This window comes from Flavobacterium erigeronis, from assembly GCF_054075165.1.
In genome coordinates, this window is sequence record NZ_JBSKGP010000013.1 from 36,201 (window position 1) to 54,316 (window position 18,116).

Genomic DNA, 18,116 nt, shown 5'->3' on the forward strand with positions numbered 1-18,116 from the left:
CAGTCCCAGTTTTAGTTTAATACTGAAAACTGGGACTGAAAGTTTTATAATAGAACAGAAATGGAGATTTTTAAAACGCTTAAATTTTTGATAATAGTACTTTTATGTGCTTTCCTTGTAATTTATGTTTTGATTATTTCCTATGTTTATTTTAATCAGGTTGGAATGGTTTTTCAAAGCACGGCGCTTCCGAAAGACCATAAATTTGATTATGTTCAAAAGTTTGAAGAGATCGATATAAAATCTTTTGACGGAACTAAGTTAAATGGTTTGCTTTTTAAAGCAGAGAATTCAAAAGGACTCGTTTTTTATCTTCATGGAAATGCAGGTACACTTGAAACTTGGGGTAAAATTACTAAAACATATACCAATTTAGGTTATGATATTTTTATTTTAGATTACAGAAGTTTTGGCAAAAGTGAAGGTCAAATTGAAAATGAAGAACAATTAAAGAAAGATATTTCTATTGCTTATAAGACATTAGCAAAAAGATATGCCGAAAATAAAATAATAATTGCAGGCTATTCGATTGGTTCTGGATTTGCAACAATTTTGGCTTCAGAAAACAAACCAAAAGCTTTAATTCTTCAGTCGCCTTACTATAGTTTTACAGAATTATCAAGTACAAGAGTTCCGTTTTTTCCGAATTTCATGAAAAAATTTCAACTGGAGACTTATACTTATTTGCCAAAAGTTAAAGTGCCAATTTATATTTTTCATGGGAAAGACGATCATTTGATTGAATATAATAATTCTGTCAGGTTGAATGAATTGATAGATAGCGAGGACATCTTTATCTTTTGGAAAATCAGGAACATATTGGGATGAATGAAAATGCCGAGTATCAGACTCAATTAGAGGCAATTTTAAAATAAAAAATAAATCATAAAATAGAATGTTATGGGACTAATGAAAGTGTTTTCGGGAAGCGAAGTATTAGCGATTGCTTTGCAGGAAAGATTAGAAGAAGCTGGAGTAGAAACAGTAAAAAAAGATAATATCCAATCGGCTCGCTTGGGCGGATTTGGACAAACGGATTTGGCAGTCGAATTGTTTATTCAGGAAACAGATTTCGCAAAAGCAAATCCAGTTGTTGAACAGTTTAGAATGAGTATTTAAGATAAGCTATTTAGTCCCTAGTCCTTAGAGAATAAGAAATAAGGACTAAAAAGCTAGGGGCTAACAGCTAAGGACTAAGGATTAAAAAAAGGACTAAAAAAAATGCAATATAAAATGTTAGTGCTCGACATGGATGATACCTTGTTGACAGATGACCACAGAATTTCAGATTTAAATAAAAAAGTACTTTTAGAAGCTCAGGCAAAAGGGGTTTATGTAGTTTTAGCTTCTGGAAGGCCTACAATTGCAATGACCGCTTACGCGAAAGAATTGGAGCTAGATCTTAACGATTCGTATATGCTTTCGTTTAATGGAGCGATAATAAGTCGTGTAAAAGACAATCTGATTTTATTCGAACAGAAATTAACTGTCGAACAAATTCATGCTTTATACGATTACAGCGTTAAAATGAATACACACATCATCACGTATTTAGATGATGAAATTATTAGCGAAACAGATTCTGAATACATAGAAATCGAAAAGGAAATTACAGGAATGGCGCATCGCAAAGTTTCTAGCTTTAAAGATTATGTTGACAGGCCAGCGGTTAAATGTATTTTATTGCAAGATCCAGAGTATTTAAAAACGGTTGAAAAAGATTTAATCGATTTTATGCCACATTTAAGTGTTTCGACATCAAAACCTTTTTTTCTAGAAGTGGCACAATTAGGCATTGATAAAGCGGCAAGTTTGAAACGTTTAGCAGAAGAAAAGCTCGGAATTCATCAAAGTGAAATTATAGCTGTTGGAAACGCAGGAAATGATTTGACAATGATCGAATATGCAGGACTCGGCGTTTGGGTAGACAATGTGACGCCCGAATTGCGCGATAAAGCAGATTTAATTGTATCTTCAAATAATAATGATGGAGTGGCTGAGGTTGTGCAGCGCTTTATTTTAAATTAAAAAGAGATGAAAAAGCCAATTGAAACAGAACGTTTGATTTTAAGAGAGATGTTGCTTTCTGATGCAGAAGGCATGTTTGAATTGGATTCGAATCCAAATGTGCATTTGTTTGTTGGAAATAAACCCGTAAAACATATTGAGGAAAGTATTGAATATCTTAAGTTTGTTCAAAAACAATACAAAGATTTCGGAACAGGAAGATGGGCCGTTGTATTAAAAGAAACAAATGAATTTATTGGCTGGTCTGGAATTAAATTTATTACAGACGAAATCAATAATCATAAAAATTTCTACGAATTAGGATACCGTTTTATCGAAAAACATTGGGGAAAGGGATATGCATCTGAAGCAGGAAAAGCTTTTGTAGATTACGCATTTAATGAAATGAAAGTTGAAGCACTTTATGCTTACGCAGATGCGGGAAATGAAAACTCAAGAAAGATTCTCGAAAAATTAGGTTTCCATTTTGTGAATTCTTTTACTTATCAGGAAGAATTAGAAGTTTGGTACGAACTCAAAAATCCAAACTCAAACTAAGAAATGTATTCCAAATCTTTACATACTTAAAAGTCAGTAAAGATTTGGAAACAAATCAGAGTTAAAATATTATTTTTTAGCTACAGAAACAAAATATTTATTTCCGTCACCCATAGTTAATTTTACACGCTCGTCGCAAAGATCGATTGCAAAATTTGCACTTTCGTAACAGCTGCAAGTTGTGTTTTTGTCTTTAGACATTTCTGTTTTACAGTTGTTGTTTTTAAAACTTGCCAATTGTGGTGTGTATAAACTAACCAAGTCAGTAGAAGCTGTTACTAAAGAAATGATACTTGCAGAATTATTATTTGTAATTCTGTATACAATTCTGTCTGTGTAGTTTACTTCGTTAACAGTTACTTTACGAATGTAGGTATAAGCTGTAGATCCTTCACCTGGTTCTTTAACTTCAAACTTAAACCCAACTGCACGAATAGCAACATCAAATTGCTGTTGTGAGTTAAAGCTTGCCCAAGTCGTCAATGTACTAATTGTAGGGAACGGATTTGCGTTTGCGGCTGGAGCATTAGTTTGCGCTTGCGAACTAAATAGGGTTAAGAACATCAAGCAGATCGTGGGTAAAAATGCTTTCATAAAGCGTGGTATTTGTATTTTAATTTTGCCTACTCTCTTTGGTTTTCGGCTTTCCCATTTCATTTTGTAACACAAAACAACAACATAACGAGTAAAATTCAAAATTGTTATGCCCGAATTATTATTAAATTAATTAAAGCTTATTAAAATTCTTTAATATGAATTTATTGCTAACAAGATTCATAACAATGGTAAATGTAAGAAATTTTGAATTTATAATCGAAAAAAATGTACTTAATCGATAAAATTTGCTTTTAGTCGATTATTTTGTCATTTTATTCTTATCAGAATGTTAAAATGTTAAAAATACGAGTGCTTTCTTATTCGAAAAAAAAAGTGAAAAGATTAACTTTTGAATGTTTCTAAATTAACATTAATGCAAATTATTGATTGGAAGTGAATTAATCGCTTTCTTTTGATGAATATTGTTTGTAAATTTGCAGCCTTAAATTTTTTGACAACGATTTCATTAATTTAAGACAGATTATGGAAAATAGAAAGAAAGTTGCCTTTTATACGCTGGGTTGTAAACTGAATTTTTCAGAGACTTCTACAATTGCCAGAAATTTTAATGACGAAGGTTTTGACCGCGTCGATTTTGAAGAAATAGCAGATATTTATGTCATTAATACTTGCTCTGTAACAGAAAATGCAGATAAGCAGTTTAAGCAGGTAGTGAGAAAAGCAATGAAGCTTAACGAAAAAGCTTTTGTTGCTGCAGTCGGCTGTTATGCACAATTAAAACCAGAGGAATTGGCGGCTGTTGATGGTGTTGATTTGGTTTTGGGTGCAACAGAAAAATTCAAAATTACAGACTATATTCATGATTTGAGTAAAAATGACATGGGTGAAGTTCACTCGTGCGAAATTGCCGAAGCGGATTTTTACGTAGGAAGTTATTCTATCGGTGATCGTACGCGTGCCTTTTTGAAAGTTCAGGACGGCTGCGATTATAAATGTACGTATTGCACCATTCCGTTAGCACGTGGAATTTCTAGAAGTGATGCTTTAGAAAATGTGCTTAAAAACGCTAAAGAAATTTCCGCTCAGAATATTCGTGAGATTGTTTTGACTGGTGTAAATATCGGCGATTACGGAAAAGGGGAGTTTGGAAATAAAAAACACGAACATACTTTCTTAGATTTAGTTCAAGCTTTAGACAAAGTAGAAGGAATTGAACGTTTAAGAATTTCGTCTATCGAACCAAATTTATTGAAAAACGAAACGATCGAATTTGTTTCTAAAAGCCGCACTTTTGTGCCGCATTTTCATATTCCGCTACAGTCGGGAAGCAATGATATTTTGAAATTAATGAAACGCCGTTATTTGCGTGAAGTCTATATTGACCGTGTAAACAAAATTCGCGAAGTAATGCCTCATGCATGCATTGGCGTTGACGTGATTGTTGGTTTTCCTGGAGAAACAGACGAGCACTTTTTAGAAACTTATCATTTCTTAAACGAATTGGATATTTCCTATTTACACGTTTTTACCTATTCTGAAAGAGATAATACAGAAGCTGTAGATATGGAAGGCGTTGTTCCTTCAAATGTACGTGCAAAACGCAGTAAAATGCTTCGCGGATTATCAGTTAAAAAACGCCGTGCTTTTTACGAAAGCCAATTAGGAACCAACAGAACGGTTCTTTTTGAAGGAGAAAATAAAGAAGGTTATATTCACGGATTTACAGAGAATTACGTAAAAGTAAAAACACCTTGGAATCCTGAACTAGTAAATACTTTACAAGAAATCAACTTGACAAAAATCGACGAAGACGGAAGTGTTCGTTTGGAGTTTTTGAATAAGCTGGCTGAGGTTTAGGGGTTAGTTTCACAGAGATTCGCGAAGATTTTTCGCAGAGATACACAAAGTTTTATTTTTACAAAGATTATTATAAGATTACAATATTGTAGAGGCGCACAGCAGTGCGTCTCACGCAAAGTTTAGACATATAGTTTATCATTTCGAAAGAAAGAAAAGATAAAAACGACAAAGCTCTTTAAATTTAATTAAAGAGCTTTGTCGTTTTTATTAAAAATTCTCCGCGTATCTCTGCGAAATAAATCAGTCACTCTCTCCAACCACCAATTTCAAAGAATTAATATAATCGGTATCAAATTCGATAACGCGAATTTTTTCAGGATTAAAATCCAATTCTCCGCCAAATTGACCTCGAATGTCAATAAAATTAATCGTCAATTCTTCATCTGTCAATTCTATTAATTTTCCTAGATAAGCAGATTTAGACGATTTTTTTGCAATTTGAAAAATGCCGTATTTCTCAGAAATAAATGTAATGATAGATCTCAAATCTTTGATCGGAATAATATCATCTGAATTGATTTTTAGACCTTTCAAACGAATTACTTTTTCGGTAAAGGCCAAATCATGATCTCGGTTTACGGCTTCAATGTTTTTATTTCTAAGAATAACAAAACCATCCAAAATAAAATCTACAGGATTATTTCGAAGCAAAATCCATTCGTCAGAATAATCAATAAGAAAACCCGTAAAGATCTCTTTCTTATCCTGAAATTCTATTTCGACCAATTGTCTTAAATATTGTTCCATATTTTTTAAAATTCCAATTTATTTAAAATCCCAAATTCCAATTTAAATTCCAATACTGAAATTGCTTCGCCAGTTCGCTATCGCTCGAGTCCAAATACCAATTCTTAAAGTTAGACAAATTGGAATTTGGAATTTAAAAATTTGGAATTTATTTTTAAGGATTCGTTGACCAAATACTGCTGTTTTTAATAAAAACTCTTCGGTTTAGTTTTAATTGCGCAATGATTAAATCTGCCATATCTTCAGACTGCATTACTTTCTCTGGATTTCCGTCAGTAAGGTTTAGATCTTTAGCCATATCAGTCGCAACGGTACTTGGAGTAAGCGCTGTAACACGAATATTGTGTTTTCTCATTTCCTGCATTAAAGAATCGGTTAAACCTAAAACTGCAAATTTAGATGCGCTGTAAGCACTTGTCAATGCATTTCCGTTTAAACCAGCAGTCGAAGAAATATTGATAATATCTCCTGTTTGTCTTTCGATCATGTTTGGAATAATAGCACGAGTAGTGTAATACGTTCCCATTAAATTCACCTGAATAATTCTTTCCCAAGCTTCTGGTTCCAGTTCTAAGAATTTTCCAAAAGAAGCAATTCCGGCGCTGTTAATTAAAATATCGATGTGTTTAAATTGGGCTAAAGCTTGTTCTACGGCTTTGTTGATAGAATTAATATCAGAAACGTCAGCAGATAAAGCCAAAGCTTTTACGCCTAAATTCGAAGCTTCGTCAGCCAATTGTTCTACGTCTTTTTGAGTTCTTGAAACTAAAATCAGGTTTACACCTTCTTTTGCCAAAGCAATTGCCACAGCTTTTCCTATTCCTTTTCCTGCGCCAGTAATAAAGGCGTTTTTATTTTTTAAGTCGGTCATGATGGTAATTTTTAGAAATGCAGAAAGCATCATTATAAGTCTTACAAAAATAAGCTTTTGAAAACTAAAATGATGCTTTAAAATATATTCTTAATCTAAGTTTAACAACTTTCGGTTATTCTTTCAAAACCATGTCAATACACATTACAGCTCCTAAAATCAACTGTCTCAACGGACTGTCAGCTGCAACGTTATCTTCAATTTGAAGTGCATAATTATCTGCGCTCGTAAAAAACTCTTTTCCTAATCCTGCCCATTTTTTATTTACTTGAGCAAGCTGTTTTCCTTCGTGAGAAAATTTAAAATCCCAACCCGTCCATTTTCCTTGAAGTGTTGCAACTGGTTTTTCATTTTTGTCCATAATTTCAAATCTTCCTCCAATAGAAAAGAATTTTTGTTTGAAAGTTCCGATCAAACGATCTTTTTCGTCTAAAACTTCTACTGTCGATCTGAATATGGCAACGCCTCTTCTTACCGTAATTAACTTTTCGCCATCAGCAGTTGTAATTTCAACATTAAACGGAGTGGCTCTTTTATAATCTGTAAATCGGAATACTTTAGTGAAAAAACCAAGATTGTTTTCTCGGCAATTCATAATGATTTGATTGGTTTCTGGATGGTAGATATCGTAATTGTTTGCAGCTTTAAACATTCCGATATGTTCTTTTACTAAAAATAGATTTTGGCTTAAAATAGGATTCATACGTGTGTAAAATAAATTTGTGTAAATAAAAATCAAATGTAAAAAAATATTTATGAAATGTTTTGAGGGATTCCTCATACTGCTTGCAAAAGTGAAGGAGTTTTATGTTTTAAAGATTTATTGTAGAGACGAACAATTTGTCTATCCCAATCTTTTTTACCGCAGAGATCGCAAAGATTTTTTCGTAGAGACGCACTGCAGTGCGTCTAACTCAGAGTAAAAAAAAAGAAAAATCTTTGTCAAAGTTTAAAACCTTGACAAAGATTTTCTGGATTATGTGAATTTAATTAAATTGTTTCGAGGTTTCTACTAATCGCACAAACTCGGCTTTATAACCATCAGCATCATTTGATAAACCTTGTTTAGCCAAAACCGCAATATCATTAGAAGATTTATTTGAAATTAATTTTGAATCTCTCAATTTCAATCCGAACCAAGCTACGGCAGCGCTGAACTTCATATCATCGCTCGCTTTTTCTAAAACAACAGATTTGTTTTCGATAACCTGAACTATTTCGATACTTTTTTCGCCGTCAGGTTTTTTGTAACGGAATTTTATGGTTGCCAATTCATTGCTGTAATTATTCGAATTAGGTTCTGCTTTAGTGTATTTTAAATCATCTGGCTGTTCGGCTAAATAATCACTTTTTACACCAGCTGGAATAATTTCATACAAAGCTGTAACGGTATGATTGCTTCCTAATTCTCCAGCATCAATCGCGTCATTTTTAAAATCTTCCGGACGAAGTTTTCTGTTTTCATAACCAATCAAACGATACGCTTGAACTTGTTTCGGATTAAATTCGATTTGGATTTTTACATCTTTCGCGATAGCAAACATCGAACCTTTAAATTCTTTTCCAAGAAAACGATTTGCTTCTTGAATATTATCGATATAAGCATAATTGCCGTTTCCTTTATCGGCTAAGATTTCCATTTTGCTGTCTTTGTAATTTCCCATTCCGTAACCCAAACAAGTCAAGAAAACGCCTGTTTTTCTTTTTTCTTCAATCAATTTTTCCATGTCAGAATTAGAAGAACTTCCTACGTTAAAATCGCCGTCAGTTGCCAGAATTACACGATTGTTTCCGCCTTTAATAAAATTTTCTGTTGCCGTTTTGTATGCCAATTCAATTCCAGCCCCGCCCGCAGTGCTTCCTCCAGATTGCAATTTATCTAGAGCATCAATAATCGTTTTTTTCTCATCGCCAGAAGTTGGTGGCAAAACCATTCCTGCTGCGCCTGCGTATACAACAATTGCAACTTTGTCTTTTGGTCTTAATTCGTTAACCAAAATTTTCAAGGATTGTTTTAATAAAGGCAATTTGTTCATGTCGCTCATAGAACCCGAAACATCAATTAAGAAAACGAGGTTTGAAGCAGGTAAATTTTCGGTTGGAATATTTTTTCCTTGCAAACCAATTTTCAAGATTTTATTTTTTGAATTCCAAGGCGAGTCGCTTACTTCTGTATTTATAGAAAAGGGATGCTCATTTTTTGGCTGTGGATATGTGTATTTAAAGAAATTCACCATTTCTTCCACACGAACGGCATCTTTCGGAACCTGTTGTCCGTTATTCAAAAATCGTCTGATATTGGTATAAGAAGCATTGTCAACATCTATAGAAAATGTAGAAAGCGGTGCCGTTTTTGGGCTTTCGAAAGCATTTTCAACAAAAGCGTCGTAATCTTCCTGAGTCGGTTCTGTCGGAATTGGCATGATATTTAATTTTTTATCCAATTCTTTTTCAGTAAGATTTTTGTAAAGTTCATTTTTTGTAGAAATAACCACAACACCATTTGCGGCTCTGCTTCCGTAAACTGAGGTCGCTGCTTGATCTTTTAAAACAGAAACATTATCAATATCATTCGGATTAATTTTTGACATTTGATTAGCTTTTGCCGGAACGCCATCAATAATGTACATTGGTTCTTTTTTTGGAGCAACATTGGCGTTTCCGCGAATCGCAATTGGACTTGGAACGTAATTGGCGCTGCTTTGCACTTGAACTCCAGCCACATATCCTCGAACCATTTCTGCCTGAACCATTTTTTTTGCTTTTCTTTCGGCACGGGCATAACTTCGATCTTCGTACTCCGAATCACTTCTGCCATAGCCAACAACCACAACTTCTTGCAAACTTGACATTTCTGGAAGCATTTTTATATTAATGATATTGGAGTTTTGAACTTTTTGTCTTTGGGTTTTATACCCGATAAAAGTGATAACCAACAGATCTCCTGTTTTTGCCTGAATGCTATATTTTCCATCAAAATCGGTTTGAGTGTTGGCTTTTGAGGTCTGGTTGATAATAGTTACACCTGGAAGCGGTTGTTTATTTTCGTCAGAAATGATTCCAGTAATCGTTCTTTCTTGCGCCATGGTTACGAAACATATAAGCATAGCAATGGCTGATGAAATAAGTTTTAGACTTTTCATGATAATAAGTTTTAGAATTAATGTTTTGATTTTGCTTTGTCAAAGCTGCAGACTTTGACAAAGCGTGAGATTATTTTTTCGGAGCTGGTTTTCCGTTTTTAGTAGTGATAATTACAACTCCTTTTTTACCTTTTTCGCCATACTTTGAAGTGGCTTCAAGATCCTGCAAAACGGTTATCGTTTTTATTTCCTGTTTGTCCAATGGCGCATACGGACTCGTAGGGTTTTTGCCAAAAAGATCTTGTTCAGAATAATAAATGCCATCGATAATGTACAGAGGTTCATCTAAAACGACTAGAGAATCAACATTTTCGGGCTGGAAATTCGACATTTCTGCCTGCATCATTTTGTCTTTTTTGGCATCGTCGCTGTGGGCAATTGCATTCCCGTTAAAGACTACCAAAGGAGCATTTTTCTTTGCTTTTTGGGCTGATGGCGCAGCAGAATAGGCAACTCTAGCAGATTCCATTGCTTTTGATTCTGAATATTCTCTTTCTGCAGCAGCATCTTTTTTTGAAATTACATTATTATCTTCCTCATAATATTCATTTTTACGAGCATTTGCAGTTACGACAACTTCTGCGTCTATTTTTGGCGCTGGTGCAGATTGAACAGGTTCTGTCTGCGGAACTAATACTTCTTGAACCGCAACTCGTTCTTTGCTTTTGGCTTGTTGTTCTAAAATTTTAACTGCTTCTTCGTTAGAAACGACTCCAGAATCTGGAGATGTAGTTATTGCTTTTTCTTCCAAAGCAGGTTTTTCAGGCTGTTTAATTTCTTTTTCTTCTAAAACTACTTTTGGAGTTTCGTTTTCCAATTCTTTATCTGAATGCAAAAACTGATATCCTAAAGAAATAACCAAAAGAAGAGAAGCCGCAACAGCGATTTTTTTCCATAAAGTAATTGTTTTTTTATCTTCTTTTTTGTCCAGTTTTTCTTCAACGTGCGACCAAATCTTTTCCATACCTGGAAAGTCTTGAAACTCGGCTTTTTGCGAAGCTTCTTTTATTTTATCGAATAATTTATCTTGATTGTCCATGACTATTTTGCTTTTTGATAATACAGTTTATTAACCAGTTCTTTCAGTTTGGTCTTAGCGGCATTCAATTGTGATTTTGAGGTGCCTTCAGAAATCTTCAGCATTTCGGCTATTTCTTTGTGAGAGTAACCTTCAATAACAAAAAGGTTAAAAATAGTTTTACAGCCGTCTGGAATATGGTTTAATAAATTAAGTAAATCTTCTTCTTCCAATGTATTCAGTTCATCGACAGAAGGCTGAGAAAGCAGCTTTACGTCGTCGAGATACATATTAAAGTTGGTTGCTTTTCTAATTGACGCCAAACAATGATTTACAGTTATTCTTCGAGCCCAAGCTTCAAAAGCATAAGCCTCTTTTAACTGATCTAGTTTGGTGAAAATAGTAAAGAAAGCATCGGCTAAGGCTTCTTCAATTTCTTCTTCCTTTTTTAAATATCTTTTGCAAAGGCGGTACAACTTAGGCGCCATGTATTCGTACACCTCGCGCTGGGCGTCGCGGTGCATTTTTTTACAGTTTGCTATTTGAGTCTCGTTTATCACAATTGTTGTCTTTCTTATATAGAGAGATAAAAAGATAAAAAGGTTGGGACAGGGGTGAAAAAAATATTAAAATATTTTTTTTAAGGTTCAAAGAGACAAAGTTACAAAGATTCATAGTTTTTATTGTAGAGGCGCACCGCAGTGCGTCTAACGTTTTGTTTGCTACGTTTTTTTACGAATTGCACAGATTTTCTTTCGTTGAAATTTTTGCCTTCAATTACACGAATTTTTCTCTCGCAGATTTTAGAGAATTGTAGCTATAAAAAAATCTGCCCAATCTGCGAGAGTAAAAATCTTTGTGCATTTCTGTGTTTCTTTTGAGTATCTCTGCGAAACCCCAAACTTGGAATTTGGAATTTTTTTATTGGAATTTTATTTAACCGGCAAAGTCAATTTATAAATCTTAGTTTCCAAAAGTTCGGTATCATTATCCTCACAAAGCAAAAACTCGATTTTATTGTTTTCTTTTTTGAATAAAGTCAGACCTTCAAATTTATTCGTTGAGGTAATTTTTTGAGTGAAATCAATTTTCATCGTTTTCACATCAATTCTTCCGATGAAGCTTCCTAGGATTTCGCCATCATCGTAAGTTGATTTGGTGTCTTCTGCGGTTGAAAGAAAGTAGATTTTATCGTCGACTAAAACGGCATCGGTAAAACTAGAACGAACGCCTTTTATTTTTGGGAGTTTGTAGTTAACAGAAATCAGCGCAAATTCTTCTCCTAGATTTTTAGCGTGAATCGTAAAAATGGTGTTTTTGTTCGAAATGCCATTTCCACGATTGAATAAATACCAGTTTTCGCCATCAAAAATAGAACCTTCGAGATTAAAACCTTCTGGTTTTATTTCGCCAAAATTCTGCATTACAGCATATAGATCGACTAAGTTATTCTTTTGTAAAACCGTTTTAGATTTCAGATCAAACTCAATCATTTTGTTTCGATTTTCGGTAGAACCCGAACCAAAAACATAAAGTGTGTCATTATGATGCGTTAGAGATTCGAAATCGGGTTTCAAATTTTTCGGAATATTTGCAGTTGGATTGTCAATTAAAGCATGCTGATTCAATTGTTTACTCTGCATATTGTATTCGTACAAGAATCCGCTGTTGTCGCCAATTACGTAAAGTGCGTCATTGTTGTAAAATAATCCCGATGCAGAACCGATTCCGATAATTTGAAATAATATTTCTAATGTAAATTTTTCCATGAATGTTGTTTTGAAAAGTATTGCAATGAATAGCAGTCCCGATAGCAATCGGGATTCGTAAAATTACTATATTTATAAGACAAAAAATGAAAAAGATATGAAATCAATAGACCCGAAAGATTTTAAAGTTATTGAAAAAATTAAATTGAAAGACATTCCAACTTTATTAAACATCGAAGCCGATGATGAAGAAAAGGAAGAAAAACTGGATAAAGTTCAAGCCAAATTAAGCGATTTGCAAGATGTGATGTATGCGCACAATAAATACAGTGTTTTGATTTGTCTGCAGGGAATGGATACTTCGGGAAAAGATAGTTTGATTCGAGAAGTTTTTAAAGAATTTAATCCGCGCGGGGTGGTGGTGCATAGTTTTAAAACACCAAATTCAACAGAATTGGAACATGATTATTTGTGGCGACACTATATTGCGCTTCCAGAAAAAGGAAAATTTGGCATTTTTAACAGAACGCATTATGAAAATGTTCTCGTAACACGCGTGCATCCTGAATATATTTTGGCAGAAAATTTACCAGACATCAATTCTGTAGATGACATTACGCCAGAATTTTGGCAAAACAGAATTGAGCAGATCAATAATTTCGAAAAACATATTTGCCAAAACGGAACAATTGTCATGAAGTTTTATCTCCATTTGAGCAAAGAAGAACAGCGTCAGCGTTTATTGCGACGTTTGGAAGAGGAAAAACACAATTGGAAGTTTTCGCCTGGAGATTTGAAAGAACGCGGTTATTGGGACGATTACATGAAATATTACGAAGAAGCCATCAACAGCACTTCGACACCACATGCGCCTTGGTATATTGTTCCTGCCGATGATAAAGAGATGTCGCGTTATATTGTGGCTAAAATTATTTGGGAAAAAATGAAAAAGCATACCGATATTAAAGAACCAGAATTGGACGAAAAAACCGCAATACATATCGAGTTGTATAAAAAGGAATTGGGAGAGAGTAATTGAGATAATTTGTCAATTAGATAATTTTATTCCTTTTTGTGAAAATGAATTTTAGATTCTAAAATCTGAAATTGCTTCGCCTGTTAGCTATCGCTTGAGTCCAAATTCCAAAATCGGTGAATAGTTAAACCTGACAGGTTTTTAAAACCTGTCAGGTTTCTAATCGAGAATTGACAATCTACAATCTAAAATCCACAATCTAAAATTAAAAAACCCGACAGACTCCTCAGACTGTCGGGTTTTTACCAAAAACAAAATAATAAATTAAACCTATTTTTTATAGTTTAAAACCATAAGCAACACGTAAGGCTACTTGATTGGTTCTAAAGTCATGATAATCTTCGTAACGAACACTTAAATCGATGTACTTGTTGGCATATCCAATACCTGGTGCCCATAAAAAAGTGGTTTGATTGTAACCGTTTGTTACTGCAAAACCAGCTCCAAGTTCACCTAAAACATAAAATTGATCTTTTAAAACAAAAGCTTTAAAACCCGCTTTGGCCGGAATAAATCCAAGATCTTTTATGTCATTTCCAAGGTCATCTTTCCCCATAAATAAATTTGTAAATCCCGTTGTTAAGGTCAATGATGTTTTTTTAGAAAGATCGTACTGTAAACGTACATCTCCACCCAGAGACCAGTCATAATCGTTATCGGTTGGAAGACCTCCATTTAATCCGAAACCTAATCTAAAACCCTGATCGTAATTTGTCGCTTCTGTTTCTTGAGCGAAAGTCGTGTTGGCAAATAAAATTGTGAACGCAGCTAGGCATAACATCTGTAATTTTTTCATGGCTTATATTTTTGAAATTTCTATGATGTAAAATTATATGCAAGGCGTTTGGTGTTTGTTATACAATTTTTAAAAATCGTTACATAATATTGAGTTCGTCTTATTTTTGTCTTAAAATCGGGATATATTTTTATTGATAGGATAGAATTCGAAGCTTCTGACTATCTTTGCCGACTAAAATAGAATACAAGTGAATTTAAAGCAGTACACCAAAGAGTTTTCGTATAATTTAAGACTGGCATATCCCGTGATTTTGGGTATGGTAGGGCATACCTTAATTGGTATTGTCGATAACATAATGGTTGGTAAAATCGGAAGCACGGAGTTGGCGGCAGTTTCACTTGGTAACAGTATGATTTTTATAGCAATGTCTCTAGGAATTGGGTTTTCTACAGCCATTACGCCAATTGTTGCCGAAGGAGATGCAGAGAAAAATGATACTAAAATTAGATCTGCTTTTCATCACGGTTTATTTTTATGCACCATTTTAGGTCTGGTGCTTTTTACCGTCATCATGTTTGCGAAACCAATTATGGAATTGCTAAACCAGCCGGCAGATGTTATTGTGCTTGCAAAACCTTATTTAGGATGGGTTGCTTTTTCTTTGATTCCGTTAGTAATGTATCAAGGGTATAAGCAATTTGCAGACGGAATGTCGCTAACCAAATATTCGATGTACGCAATGGTAATGGCAAACGTACTTCACGTGGCTATAAATTATGTTTTAATTTACGGAATTTGGATTTTTCCAGAAATGGGAATTATCGGAGCCGCATTAGGAACTGTGATTTCGAGAATATTTTTGGTGATGTTTATGCATATTATGCTTTCGCGAAGAGAAGATTTAAAACGATTCTTTAAAGGTTTTAGTTTTAACGAAATTAAAAAAGCTACCATAAAAAAGATTATCAGCATCGGTTTTCCTTCTGCCATGCAGATGCTTTTTGAAGTCGTTTTATTTACTGCTTCCATCTGGCTTTGTGGCAATATCGGAAAAACAAGTCAGGCAGCAAATCAGATTGCCTTGAGTTTGGCATCGCTTACCTTTATGTTTGCGATGGGATTAAGCGTGACTTCTATGATTCGTGTCAGCAACCAGAGAGGTTTGATGGATTATAAAAAACTAATTGTTGTAGCGCGTTCTATCTTTTTGCTTGCGATAATTTTAGAAACCGTTTTTGCTATTTTCTTTATCGTTTTCCACGAATATCTTCCTAATATTTTCTTGAATATGGAAAATACAGGGCAAATTTTAGATAATGAAGAAGTAATTGGCATTGCCTCAAAACTGCTTTTAATTGCGGCAGTTTTCCAGATTTCTGACGGAGTTCAGGTTGTGGTTTTAGGAGCGCTCCGCGGATTGCAAGATGTAAAAGTCCCGATGTACATTACCTTTGTAGCTTATTGGGTTATTGGTTTTCCGATTTCTTATTATTTGGGCGAACATACCGAATTGAAAGCGCAAGGCGTTTGGATCGGACTTTTGGCAGGTTTGACTGCGGCGGCGATTTCGCTATACATCCGCTTTCATTATTTAACTAAAAAATTAATTAATAATCCAGTTTCAAATAGCTAAATTTGAAATATTTAAAACAAAAATAAACATGGAATTACCTAAATTTTTACTTGGAGATAATACTGATTTTCCAGATGATATTTTTATCATTCACCTAGATTATCCAAGATTTATTATCAATTTGAAAGATGATGAGGTTGAGTTTTTAGAAGAAGCAGAAGATCTTGACGAAGCTGAATTAAACGCCGAAATGGAAGGTTTAATTGAAAAAGCAAATGAGTTTTATGACAGAGAAATAAACCGTTACGAAGAGTAAGCTGTTTTCTGATTTTACGTTCTTATACTATTTTAATGAAAAATTTACGTTTTTTAAAACCGGTTTTTAGTTTTATTGCAATCGGATTGTTGATTACAACTCTGAGCCGGATATTTTTATTTTTTCTTTTTAAAGAAAGAGTAGTGCAGACGCCAGATTTCTGGTATATTTTTCCGATCGGTCTTCGAATGGATTTAATATTGCTTTGTTATTTGTCGTTTCTTCCAGCATTGCTAATTACTTTTCTGCCGAATAAATGGATGAAATTTACCAACAAATTTTTGGTAATTTATAGTTTCCTGTTTCTGTTTCTGATTCTTTTTGTAGAATTGGCTTCGCCAGATTTTGTAAAACAATACGATACCCGCCCGAACAAGATTTTCTTAGATTATCTTATTTATCCAAAAGAAGTAGTCGGAATGCTTCTAAAAAGTTATCTGACTTCTATTATTGTGACTTTCTTGATTTTAGGAGTGGTACTTTATTTTGCTTTCAAAAAAGGGAAACAATTATTCTATACTACAAGTACAGATTACAAATTCAGATTAATGGTATTTCCATTAGTAGCCTTTTTATTGTTTTTTGGAGCGCGCTCGAGCTTGACTTCAAAACGCCCGATTAATGCCAGTAATGCTGTTTTTTCTACAGATCAGTTAACCAATAATTTGGGATTAAATTCATTTTATACGGTTGCCTTTGCGGCTTATTCGATCAAAAATGAAGGGAATACTAAAATGTATGGTAAAATGGATGAAGCCGAAGCAATTGCCCGTGTAAAGAAATACATGGTTGCAGGTCCAAACGATTTTACTGATGCTGATATTCCTTTTTTACATGTACAGCAGCCAGATTCTGCTAAAGCGAAACCGTATAATTTGGTTATCTTTTTGCAAGAAAGTTTAGGTGCAGAGTATGTTGGAATTTTAGGCGGAAAACCATTAACTCCAGAATTTGATAAATTGTCTAAAGAAGGAACATTATTCACCAATTTATATTGCACGGGAACCAGAAGTGTCCGCGGAATTGAAGCAGTCGTTACAGGATTTTTGCCTTCGCCATCAGAAAGTGTGGTAAAGCTTGGAAACTCCCAACAAGGATTTTTTACTTTAGCGGAAGCATTAAAACAAAAAGGTTACGAAACCAGTTTCATTTATGGCGGAATGGCAAATTTTGACAATATGGCTTCTTTCTTCAACGGAAATGGTTTCAGTGATATTGTAGATCAGGAAGATTTTGAATCGGATGGAAATAAATATGCCTTTAAAGGAACTTGGGGTTATTCTGATGAAGATTTGGTGACCAAAGCCAATCAGTATTTTAAATCGAAAGGAGACAAGCCATTTTTCTCTTTGATGTTCTCAACTTCAAATCATGAACCTTTTGAATATCCAGCAGGAAGAATAAAACCTTACGATAAAAAGCCTGCCACGGTAAATAACGCCATGAAATATGCCGATTTCTCGATTGGGAAATTCTTCGAAATGGCTAAAAAAGAGGCTTATTTCAAAAACACAATTTTCATCGTAATCGCAGATCATAATACGAGAACGTACGGTAAAAATTTAGTTCCGATAAATAAATTCCATATTCCAGCATTTATTATGGGGCCTGGAGTAGCAAAAGGAGCTATTTACGATCGTTTGGCAAGTCAAATTGATATTCCGCCAACATTATTAGGTTATTTAGGAATTCCGTTTGAAACACCAATGGTAGGACGAAATTTAACCAAATTAGATCCGAAAGTAAAAGGAAGATCAATTATGCAATTTAATGATATCAATGCTTTTAGAGTGGAAAACCAAGTTGTTATCATGCAACCTAATTTGAAACCGCTTCAATTCGAAATTAAAAACGATACCACTTTAGTTCCAGTAAAACTAAACGAAGATTTCGCAAAAGATGCTTTAGCACACGTCATTACCGCTGGAAATCTTTACAAGGAAAGCAAGTATAAGTTGAGGAAAAAATGAGTTTTTTAAAC

General features: G+C 34.1%; 18 protein-coding genes. 9 read left to right on the forward strand and 9 right to left on the reverse strand.

Annotation, left to right across the window (positions count from 1 at the left end):
• Positions 1-87 precede the first annotated feature (87 nt).
• From ACWA1F_RS21895 to ACWA1F_RS21910, 4 genes are all read left to right on the forward strand, one after another.
• Positions 88-828 (forward strand): alpha/beta hydrolase, encoded by a 741-nt coding sequence (locus ACWA1F_RS21895; protein ID WP_456896926.1) that lies wholly within the window; start codon positions 88-90, stop codon positions 826-828.
• A gap of 72 nt (positions 829-900) precedes the next feature.
• Positions 901-1,119, forward strand: a complete 219-nt coding sequence (locus tag ACWA1F_RS21900) for a putative signal transducing protein (protein WP_125723365.1) — start codon at positions 901-903, stop codon at positions 1,117-1,119.
• 102 nt (positions 1,120-1,221) lie between these two features.
• Positions 1,222-2,028 carry a Cof-type HAD-IIB family hydrolase gene (locus ACWA1F_RS21905; protein WP_456896928.1) on the forward strand — a complete coding sequence of 269 codons (807 nt, stop codon included), beginning with the start codon at positions 1,222-1,224 and terminating at the stop codon, positions 2,026-2,028.
• Positions 2,029-2,034: 6 nt separating this feature from the next.
• Positions 2,035-2,565: a GNAT family N-acetyltransferase gene (locus ACWA1F_RS21910; RefSeq protein ID WP_456896930.1), complete on the forward strand. Its 531-nt coding sequence runs from the start codon at positions 2,035-2,037 to the stop codon at positions 2,563-2,565.
• A gap of 69 nt (positions 2,566-2,634) precedes the next feature.
• Here the strand turns inward: ACWA1F_RS21910 and ACWA1F_RS21915 are convergent, their stop codons facing one another.
• Positions 2,635-3,159 (reverse strand): hypothetical protein, encoded by a 525-nt coding sequence (locus tag ACWA1F_RS21915; RefSeq protein WP_125723368.1) that lies wholly within the window; start codon positions 3,157-3,159, stop codon positions 2,635-2,637.
• Between the two features lie 486 nt (positions 3,160-3,645).
• Between ACWA1F_RS21915 and mtaB the strand changes: the two genes are divergently transcribed.
• Positions 3,646-4,980 (forward strand): tRNA (N(6)-L-threonylcarbamoyladenosine(37)-C(2))-methylthiotransferase MtaB, encoded by a 1,335-nt coding sequence (gene mtaB, locus ACWA1F_RS21920; protein WP_306156211.1) that lies wholly within the window; start codon positions 3,646-3,648, stop codon positions 4,978-4,980.
• Positions 4,981-5,223: 243 nt separating this feature from the next.
• On the opposite strand, the gene ACWA1F_RS21925 is transcribed toward mtaB, so the two are convergent.
• The 7 genes from ACWA1F_RS21925 to ACWA1F_RS21955 form a co-directional block, all read right to left on the reverse strand.
• On the reverse strand, positions 5,224-5,730 hold the full coding sequence (locus ACWA1F_RS21925; RefSeq protein ID WP_456896933.1) for a hypothetical protein: 507 nt from the start codon (positions 5,728-5,730) through the stop codon (positions 5,224-5,226).
• Between the two features lie 154 nt (positions 5,731-5,884).
• Positions 5,885-6,601 carry a 3-ketoacyl-ACP reductase gene (locus tag ACWA1F_RS21930; RefSeq protein WP_306156209.1) on the reverse strand — a complete coding sequence of 239 codons (717 nt, stop codon included), beginning with the start codon at positions 6,599-6,601 and terminating at the stop codon, positions 5,885-5,887.
• Between the two features lie 115 nt (positions 6,602-6,716).
• The gene (locus tag ACWA1F_RS21935; protein WP_456896935.1) at positions 6,717-7,304 is read right to left on the reverse strand and encodes a phospholipid scramblase-related protein; all 588 of its coding nucleotides are present in this window, start codon (positions 7,302-7,304) and stop codon (positions 6,717-6,719) included.
• Between the two features lie 283 nt (positions 7,305-7,587).
• Positions 7,588-9,744, reverse strand: coding sequence for a vWA domain-containing protein (locus ACWA1F_RS21940; protein WP_456896937.1), 2,157 nt, complete (start codon positions 9,742-9,744; stop codon positions 7,588-7,590).
• A gap of 70 nt (positions 9,745-9,814) precedes the next feature.
• On the reverse strand, positions 9,815-10,783 hold the full coding sequence (locus ACWA1F_RS21945) for a hypothetical protein (RefSeq protein WP_456896938.1): 969 nt from the start codon (positions 10,781-10,783) through the stop codon (positions 9,815-9,817).
• A 2-nt stretch (positions 10,784-10,785) separates the two neighbouring features.
• Complete coding sequence (locus tag ACWA1F_RS21950; RefSeq protein WP_456896940.1) at positions 10,786-11,286, reverse strand: RNA polymerase sigma factor; 501 nt, start codon at positions 11,284-11,286, stop codon at positions 10,786-10,788.
• A 408-nt stretch (positions 11,287-11,694) separates the two neighbouring features.
• Complete coding sequence (locus tag ACWA1F_RS21955) at positions 11,695-12,531, reverse strand: DUF6929 family protein (protein ID WP_456896942.1); 837 nt, start codon at positions 12,529-12,531, stop codon at positions 11,695-11,697.
• A 97-nt stretch (positions 12,532-12,628) separates the two neighbouring features.
• Between ACWA1F_RS21955 and ACWA1F_RS21960 the strand changes: the two genes are divergently transcribed.
• Positions 12,629-13,510, forward strand: a complete 882-nt coding sequence (locus ACWA1F_RS21960; RefSeq protein WP_456896944.1) for a PPK2 family polyphosphate kinase — start codon at positions 12,629-12,631, stop codon at positions 13,508-13,510.
• 274 nt (positions 13,511-13,784) lie between these two features.
• Here ACWA1F_RS21960 and ACWA1F_RS21965 read toward each other — a convergent pair whose 3' ends face one another.
• Positions 13,785-14,303, reverse strand: a complete 519-nt coding sequence (locus ACWA1F_RS21965) for a hypothetical protein (RefSeq protein WP_456896946.1) — start codon at positions 14,301-14,303, stop codon at positions 13,785-13,787.
• Positions 14,304-14,493: 190 nt separating this feature from the next.
• On the opposite strand from ACWA1F_RS21965, the gene ACWA1F_RS21970 reads away from it, so the two are divergent.
• Genes ACWA1F_RS21970 through ACWA1F_RS21980 form a run of 3 tightly spaced genes read left to right on the forward strand, consistent with a single transcriptional unit; the run spans position 14,494 to position 18,105 of the window.
• A complete protein-coding gene (locus ACWA1F_RS21970; RefSeq protein ID WP_306156198.1) occupies positions 14,494-15,879 on the forward strand; it encodes an MATE family efflux transporter in 1,386 nt (461 codons plus the stop codon).
• A 28-nt stretch (positions 15,880-15,907) separates the two neighbouring features.
• Entirely contained in the window at positions 15,908-16,135 is a 228-nt protein-coding gene (locus ACWA1F_RS21975; protein WP_072973177.1) for a hypothetical protein, read from the forward strand.
• Positions 16,136-16,170: 35 nt separating this feature from the next.
• On the forward strand, positions 16,171-18,105 hold the full coding sequence (locus ACWA1F_RS21980) for an LTA synthase family protein (protein WP_456896949.1): 1,935 nt from the start codon (positions 16,171-16,173) through the stop codon (positions 18,103-18,105).
• Positions 18,106-18,116: the final 11 nt, after the last annotated feature.